Annotated in this window: 6 protein-coding genes; 5 read left to right on the forward strand and 1 reads right to left on the reverse strand. The window is 72.0% G+C overall.

The genetic code is table 11. The annotated features are described in order from the left end of the window. The coding region (locus AOK23_RS44990; RefSeq protein ID WP_276205738.1) for a transposase family protein at positions 1-202 on the forward strand (202 nt) is incomplete at its 5' end. A 316-nt stretch (positions 203-518) separates the two neighbouring features. On the opposite strand, the gene AOK23_RS16230 is transcribed toward AOK23_RS44990, so the two are convergent. Next, positions 519-1,697 carry a saccharopine dehydrogenase family protein gene (locus AOK23_RS16230; RefSeq protein WP_055713424.1) on the reverse strand — a complete coding sequence of 393 codons (1,179 nt, stop codon included), beginning with the start codon at positions 1,695-1,697 and terminating at the stop codon, positions 519-521. Between the two features lie 92 nt (positions 1,698-1,789). On the opposite strand from AOK23_RS16230, the gene AOK23_RS16235 reads away from it, so the two are divergent. The 4 genes from AOK23_RS16235 (at position 1,790) to AOK23_RS16250 (ending at position 7,002) form a co-directional block, all read left to right on the forward strand. Continuing rightward, positions 1,790-2,170, forward strand: coding sequence for an MmcQ/YjbR family DNA-binding protein (locus AOK23_RS16235; RefSeq protein ID WP_055713428.1), 381 nt, complete (start codon positions 1,790-1,792; stop codon positions 2,168-2,170). Positions 2,171-2,315: 145 nt separating this feature from the next. Next, the gene (locus tag AOK23_RS16240) at positions 2,316-3,512 is read left to right on the forward strand and encodes a CaiB/BaiF CoA transferase family protein (RefSeq protein ID WP_055713425.1); all 1,197 of its coding nucleotides are present in this window, start codon (positions 2,316-2,318) and stop codon (positions 3,510-3,512) included. Between the two features lie 60 nt (positions 3,513-3,572). Further along, the gene (locus AOK23_RS16245) at positions 3,573-4,787 is read left to right on the forward strand and encodes an acetyl-CoA C-acetyltransferase (protein WP_055713426.1); all 1,215 of its coding nucleotides are present in this window, start codon (positions 3,573-3,575) and stop codon (positions 4,785-4,787) included. Between the two features lie 40 nt (positions 4,788-4,827). Further along, positions 4,828-7,002 (forward strand): 3-hydroxyacyl-CoA dehydrogenase NAD-binding domain-containing protein, encoded by a 2,175-nt coding sequence (locus tag AOK23_RS16250; RefSeq protein WP_055713427.1) that lies wholly within the window; start codon positions 4,828-4,830, stop codon positions 7,000-7,002. Positions 7,003-7,103: the final 101 nt, after the last annotated feature.

A 7,103-nucleotide genomic window follows, 5' to 3' on the forward strand; every position in this document is an offset into this window, starting at 1 on the left:
CCGTAAACGACCCGGCCGGGCCCTGTTGGCCGGTGAGGAAGCCGACAATGCGGAACATCGCCGGGTCCGTGCGCGGGTCGAGCATGCGATCGGCCGGCTCAAGAACTACAAGATCCTCCGTGACTGCCGACAGCCCGGCGACGGCCTCCACCACGCGGTCCAGGCCGTCGCCCACATGCACAATCTCGCCCTCGCCTCGTGATCAGAACAGCCGTGGCCGGGCTTTGACCTGCAAAATCATCGCCTTCTGCAACACGCTTTAGGGGGTGTTTCGAAAGTCCCGCACAGCACCCACGGCACCCGGCACGCTCCCCCAGGCTCTTCGAGCAGGGGGTACCCCCACTCGCCGCACCGGTCGAAACCCCAAGTACGTCCAGTACGAGGGCTTTCGTCCGGCACGCCGAGAGCACGCACCGGACACCGCGGGCACCGCACAGGACTTTCTAAACACCCCCTAGCAGCGCGAGCGCGGCGGGGGCGGTGGGCCCCCGGCCGCCTCACGGCGCCCGGAGCCCGTGTCACCGGGAGGCGGCCACCCGGAACGTGATGCCCGCCGCGCGCAGCCGTTCGATCAGCGCGTCGCCCATCGCCACCGCCGTCGTGACCTGGCCCGCGGTGGGGGGAAGCTCGTCGAAGGCGAGGCAGAGCGCCGACTCGGCGAACATCTTCGCGGTCTCGCCGTAGCCCGGGTCACCGCCCGCGACCTCCGTGAAGACCCGCCGGCCGCCGCCCTCGCCCACGAACCGCACCGAGAACCAGCTCTTGGCCCGCGTCTCGGCGCTCGGCCCCTCACCCGGCTTGTGCAGGTTGCCCAACCAGCGCCGGGCGGGCGGCACTTGCGCGGCGGCGACGACCGCGCCCACGAACGCTACCCCGCCCACCGCGAACGGCAACGTCTTGACGGCCGCGTAGTGGCGGTAGCGGAAGTCCGGCCCGTAGCGCTGCAAAGCCCGCGCCGAACGCTGCACCACCTGCGCGTCGATGGTCGGCAGCGGCAGGGCCCACGCACCGACCTCCTTGGCGAAGCGGGGCGCGCTCACCGGCGCGTACGCCCGCCGCCCCACCGTCCGAGGCTCGTGCCGCCTGCGGTCCCGCGCGGCGGCCGCCGTCTGCCGGGCCCGCGAGAAACCCGTCAGCGCGGAGTTGAAGGTACCGCCCGAGAACATCCCCGACGCCCGCACGAAGCCGTCGACGGTGATCGGCACGTCCTCCGGGAGCTGCCGCACCGTGAAGTACGCCCCCAGGTCGTGCGGGATCGAGTCGAAGCCCGCCGCGTGCACGATCCGCGCGCCCGTCTCACGCGCGCGTGCGTCGTGCCGGACGAACATCAGGTCCACGAACTCGGGCTCACCGGTGAGGTCCAGATAGTCGGTGCCCTCGTCGGCGCAGGCGGCCACCAGTTCCTCGCCGTACGTGATGTACGGGCCGACCGTCGTGGCCACCACGCGCGCCTGCCGGGCGAGTTCACGCAGGGACGCCGGATCGGACACGTCCGCCCGGAGCACACCGATCCCCTCACCGCCGGGGAGCCGCTCCCGCAGAGCCGCCAGCTTCTCGGCGCTGCGCCCGGCCAGCGCCCAGCGCAGCCCCTCGGGCGCGTGCTCGGCCAGATACTCCGCGGTGAGCTCGCCGACGAACCCCGTCGCCCCGAAGAGCACGATGTCGTACGCCCGATCCGCCCTGCTGTGCGTGCTCATGGAACCCCTCAGCCCTCGCCCCCGCGCCGTTGTCGGTGGGTGAGGCTAGCGTGAGGGACGAGCAGCCGAACGCGCGGGATCCGGAGGTGGCCGTGGCCGTTCCCAGGAACGCCCTGAAAAAATGGGAGAAGGTACGCGAGTTCGCCCTCGGGATGCCCGGCGCCGCCGAGGAGTTCCCGTGGGGCGAGAGCGTCGCCAAGGTCAACATGAAGGTGTTCGTGTTCCTCGGTGTGGACGACGGCAGCTATCCGCTGGGTGTCACCGTGAAGCTCAAGGACGAGGAGACCCACGCCCACGCCCTGACCTGTCCGGGAGCCGAGCCCGCCGGATACGGCCTCGGCAAGGCCGGCTGGGTGCGCGTCCCGCTGGAGGAGCCGGGTGCCCCGAGCGCGGAGCTGCTCTGCGACTGGGTCGAGGAGAGCTACCGCGTGATCGCCCCCAAGCGCCTGATAGCGGAGCTGGAGACCCGCTGAGCCTGGCCGGCGCGCGCCGGGACATCCGGCACGACCTTGGGCACAATGGCTAAGCGTTCGCTCACCTGGGGCCTTGTGCGCGGTGGAACACGTTCTTAACATCACTGGTGTTACATCATCGGTGTCACAGAGCTGGGGGCTCTCGATGGCAGTAGCGAAGACGCCCGGGCACGGCCCGCTCGCCGGTGTGCGCGCGGTCGAACTCGCGGGCATCGGCCCCGGACCGTTCGCCGCCATGCTCCTCGGCGACCTCGGCGCCGACGTGGTCCGCGTCGACCGGCCCGGCGGCGCCGGCCTCGCCGTCAACCCCCTGTACGACATCACCAACCGCAACAAGCGGTCCGTGATCGTCGACCTCAAGTCCGGCGACGGCCCGGACACCGTCCTCGCCCTCGCCGAACGGGCCGACATCCTGATCGAGGGCTACCGCCCCGGAGTCGCCGAGCGCCTCGGCGTCGGCCCCGAGAGCTGCCACGCCCGCAACCCGGCCCTCGTCTACGGCCGGATGACCGGCTGGGGCCAGCAGGGCCCCCTCGCCCAGCGCGCCGGCCACGACATCGCCTACATCGCCCTGACCGGCACCCTCGGCATGATCGGCACCCCGGACACCCCGCCCGTCGCCCCCGCGAACCTCCTCGGCGACTACGCGGGCGGCTCGCTCTACCTCGTCGTCGGTGTCCTCGCCGCCCTGCACCACGCCCGCGCCACCGGCGTCGGCCAGGTCGTGGACGCGGCCATCGTCGACGGCACCGCGCACCTCTCCGCGATGATCCACGGCATGCTCGCCGCCGGCGGCTGGCAGGACCGCCGCGCCGCCAACCTCCTCGACGGCGGCTGCCCCTTCTACGGCACCTACGAGACCGCCGACGGCCGGTACATGGCCGTGGGCGCCCTTGAACAGCAGTTCTACGAGGAGTTCGTCGACCTCCTCGGGATCAAGGACCGGGCCCCGGCCCGCAAGGACGTCGCCGCCTGGGGCGCCCTGCGCGAGACGGTCGAGGCCCGCTTCAGGACCCGTACGCGCGACGAGTGGACGGCCGTCTTCGAGGGCTCCGACGCCTGCGTGGCGCCCGTGCTGTCGCTGCGCGAGGCCCCGGACCACCCGCATCTCGCGGCCCGCGGCACCTTCACCGACTTCGGCGGCATCACCCAGCCCGCCCCCGCACCCCGTTTCTCCGCCACCCACACCTCGGTCCGCGGCGGCCCCGCCCAGCCGGGCGCCGACACGACGGACGTCGCCCGCGACTGGGGCATACCCGGCCTCCTCGACGCCCGTTCCCCGGCCGCCGCCACGGACGTTTCTCTCGGGGAACCCGTCCCGAACGGTGAGGCCGGCGTCTGACGCCCGGCCACCGCGCCCCCGACCACCCGGCTCTCCACCGCCACCCGAAAGGCCAGACCCGTGAGCACCGAAGCGTACGTGTACGACGCGATCCGCACCCCACGCGGACGCGGCAAGGCGAACGGCGCCCTGCACGGCACCAAGCCCATCGACCTGGTCGTCGGGCTGATCCACGAGGTCCGGCGCCGGTACCCCGGCCTCGACCCGGCCGCCGTCGACGACATCGTGCTCGGCGTGGTGGGCCCCGTCGGCGACCAGGGCTCCGACATCGCCCGTATCGCCGCGGTCGCCGCCGGACTGCCCGACACGGTGGCCGGCGTCCAGGAGAACCGCTTCTGTGCCTCAGGTCTGGAGGCCGTCAACATGGCCGCCGCCAAGGTCCGTTCCGGCTGGGAGGACCTGGTGCTGGCCGGCGGTGTCGAGTCGATGTCGCGGGTGCCGATGGCCTCGGACGGCGGCGCCTGGTTCAACGACCCGATGACCAACCTGGCCGTCAACTTCGTGCCGCAGGGCATCGGCGCCGACCTCATCGCCACCATCGAGGGCTTCTCCCGCCGGGACGTCGACGAGTACGCCGCCCTGTCCCAGGAGCGGGCCGCCGCGGCCTGGAAGGACGGCCGGTTCGACGCCTCCGTCGTCCCCGTCAAGGACCGTGCGGGCCTCGTCGTCCTCGACCACGACGAGCACCTGCGGCCGGGCACCACCGCCGACTCGCTCGCCAAGCTGAAGCCGTCGTTCGCCGACATCGGCGAGCTGGGCGGCTTCGACGCGGTGGCCCTGCAGAAGTACCACTGGGTCGAGGAGATCGACCACGTCCACCACGCGGGCAACTCCTCCGGCATCGTCGACGGCGCGGCGCTCGTCGCCATCGGCTCCCGTGAGATCGGCGACCGCTACGGCCTGCGCCCGCGCGCGCGGATCGTCTCCGCCGCCGTCTCCGGCTCCGAGCCCACCATCATGCTCACCGGGCCCGCGCCCGCCACCCGCAAGGCCCTCGCCCGGGCCGGACTGACCATCGACGACATCGACCTCGTCGAGATCAACGAGGCGTTCGCCGCCGTCGTCCTGCGCTTCGTGAAGGACATGGGCATCTCCCTGGACAAGGTCAACGTCAACGGCGGCGCCATCGCCCTCGGCCACCCGCTGGGCGCCACCGGCGCGATGATCCTCGGCACCCTCGTCGACGAGCTGGAGCGCCAGGACAAGCGGTACGGGCTGGCCACGCTGTGCGTGGGCGGCGGCATGGGCATCGCGACGATCGTCGAACGCGTCTGACACCCGGCGGAACCACAAGACTTCTACGGAGAGCCCCCTCATGACCGAGAGCACCACCATCCGCTGGGAACAGGACCGCTCGGGCCTCGTCACCCTCCTCCTCGACGACCCCCACCAGTCCGCGAACACCATGAACCAGGCGTTCCGCGACTCCCTCGCCGTGATCACCGACCGGCTGGAGGCCGAGAAGGACTCCGTCCGCGGCGTCATCATCACCTCCGCCAAGAAGACCTTCTTCGCCGGCGGCGATCTGCGCGACCTCATCCGGGTCACCCCCGACACCGCGCAGCAGCTGTTCGACGGCGGCCTGGAGATCAAGCGCCATCTGCGCCGCATCGAGACCCTCGGCAAGCCCGTCGTCGCCGCGATCAACGGCGCCGCCCTCGGCGGCGGCTTCGAACTGGCCCTCGCCTGCCACCACCGCGTAGCCCTCGACGCCCCCGGCTCCAAGATCGGCTGCCCCGAGGTCACCCTCGGCCTGCTCCCCGGAGGCGGCGGCGTCGTCCGCACGGTACGGCTCCTCGGCATCGCCGACGCGCTCCTGAAGGTCCTGCTCCAGGGCACCCAGTACAGCCCGCAGCGCGCCCTGCAGAACGGCCTCGTCCACGAGGTGGCCGCCACCCACGACGAGCTGATGGCCAAGGCCCGCGCCTTCATCGACGCCAACCCCGAGTCCCAGCAGCCCTGGGACAAGCCGGGCTACCGCATCCCCGGAGGCACGCCCTCGAACCCCAAGTTCGCGGCGAACCTGCCCGCCTTCCCCGCCACCCTGCGCAAGCAGACGGCCGGCGCCCCCTACCCGGCCCCGCGGAACATCCTCGCCGCCGCCGTCGAGGGCGCCCAGGTCGACTTCGAGACCGCCCAGGTCATCGAGGCCCGCTACTTCGTGGAGCTGGCCGCCGGCCAGACCTCGAAGAACATGATCCAGGCGTTCTTCTTCGACCTCCAGGCCGTCAACTCCGGCGCCAACCGCCCCAAGGGCGTCGAACCGCGCCAGGTCCGCAAGGTGGCCGTCCTCGGCGCCGGGATGATGGGCGCCGGCATCGCCTACTCCTGCGCCCGCGCCGGCATCGACGTCGTCCTGAAGGACGTGTCCGCGGAAGCAGCCGCGCAGGGCAAGAGCTACTCGGAGAAGCTCTGCGCGAAGGCCGTCGCCAAGGGCCGTACGACGCAGGAGAAGGCCGACGCCCTGCTCGCCCGGATCACCCCCACCGCCGACCCGGCCGACCTGGCCGGCTGCGACGCGGTCATCGAGGCCGTCTTCGAGGACACCGCCCTCAAGCACAAGGTGTTCCAGGAGATCGAGAGCGTCGTCGCCCCCGACGCGCTGCTCTGCTCCAACACCTCCACCCTCCCCATCACCACCCTCGCCGAAGGTGTGGAGCGCCAGTCCGACTTCATCGGCCTGCACTTCTTCTCACCCGTCGACAAGATGCCGCTCGTCGAGATCATCAAGGGCGAGCGGACCGGCGACGACGCCCTCGCCCGCGCCTTCGACCTGGTCCGGCAGATCAAGAAGACCCCGATCGTCGTCAACGACTCCCGTGGCTTCTTCACCTCCCGCGTCATCGGCCACTTCATCAACGAGGGCGTCGCGATGGTCGGCGAGGGCATCGAGCCCGCGTCGGTCGAGCAGGCGGCGGCCCAGGCGGGCTACCCCGCGAAGGTCCTCTCCCTGATGGACGAGCTGACCCTGACCCTGCCCCGCAAGATCCGCGCGGAGACCCGGCGGGCCGTCGAGGAGGCGGGCGGCACCTGGGAGGAGCACCCCGCCGAGGCGGTCATCGACCGCATGGTCGACGAGTTCGGCCGCACCGGGCGCAGCGGCGGCGCCGGCTTCTACGACTACGGTCCCGACGGCCGCCGCACCAAGCTCTGGCCGGGCCTGCGTGAGCACTTCACCCGGCCCGACCACCGGATCCCCTTCGAGGACATGCAGGAACGCATGCTGTTCTCGGAGGCCCTGGACACCGTCCGCCTCCTGGAGGAGGGCGTCCTCACGTCCGTCGCCGACGCCAACATCGGCTCGATCTTCGGCATCGGCTTCCCCGGCTGGACCGGGGGTGTCCTGCAGTACATCAACGGCTACGAGGGCGGCCTGCCGGGCTTCGTGGCCCGGGCGAGGGAACTGGCCGACCGCTACGGCGCGCGCTTCACGCCGCCGGCGCTGCTGGTGGAGAAGGCGGAGCGGGGGGAGAGGTTCGCCGACGCGTGACCGTCGCGGGGGTGCGGGGTTCGCCGGCGGCCGCGGGTTCGTCGTGGCTGGTCGCGCAGTGCCCCGCGCCCCTGAAAAGCGGCCGGGGCTGCGCCCGGTGC

Source organism: Streptomyces torulosus (assembly GCF_001419765.1).
Taxonomy (GTDB): Bacteria; Actinomycetota; Actinomycetes; order Streptomycetales; family Streptomycetaceae; genus Streptomyces; species Streptomyces torulosus.

Bases quoted from the DNA above. Each gene is read 5' to 3' on its own strand.
- AOK23_RS16230 (WP_055713424.1), bottom strand. From the start codon at position 1,697: ATGAGCACGCACAGCAGGGCGGATCGGGCGTACGACATCGTGCTCTTC.
- AOK23_RS16240 (WP_055713425.1), top strand. From the start codon at position 2,316: ATGGCAGTAGCGAAGACGCCCGGGCACGGCCCGCTCGCCGGTGTGCGC.
- AOK23_RS16250 (WP_055713427.1), top strand. From the start codon at position 4,828: ATGACCGAGAGCACCACCATCCGCTGGGAACAGGACCGCTCGGGCCTC.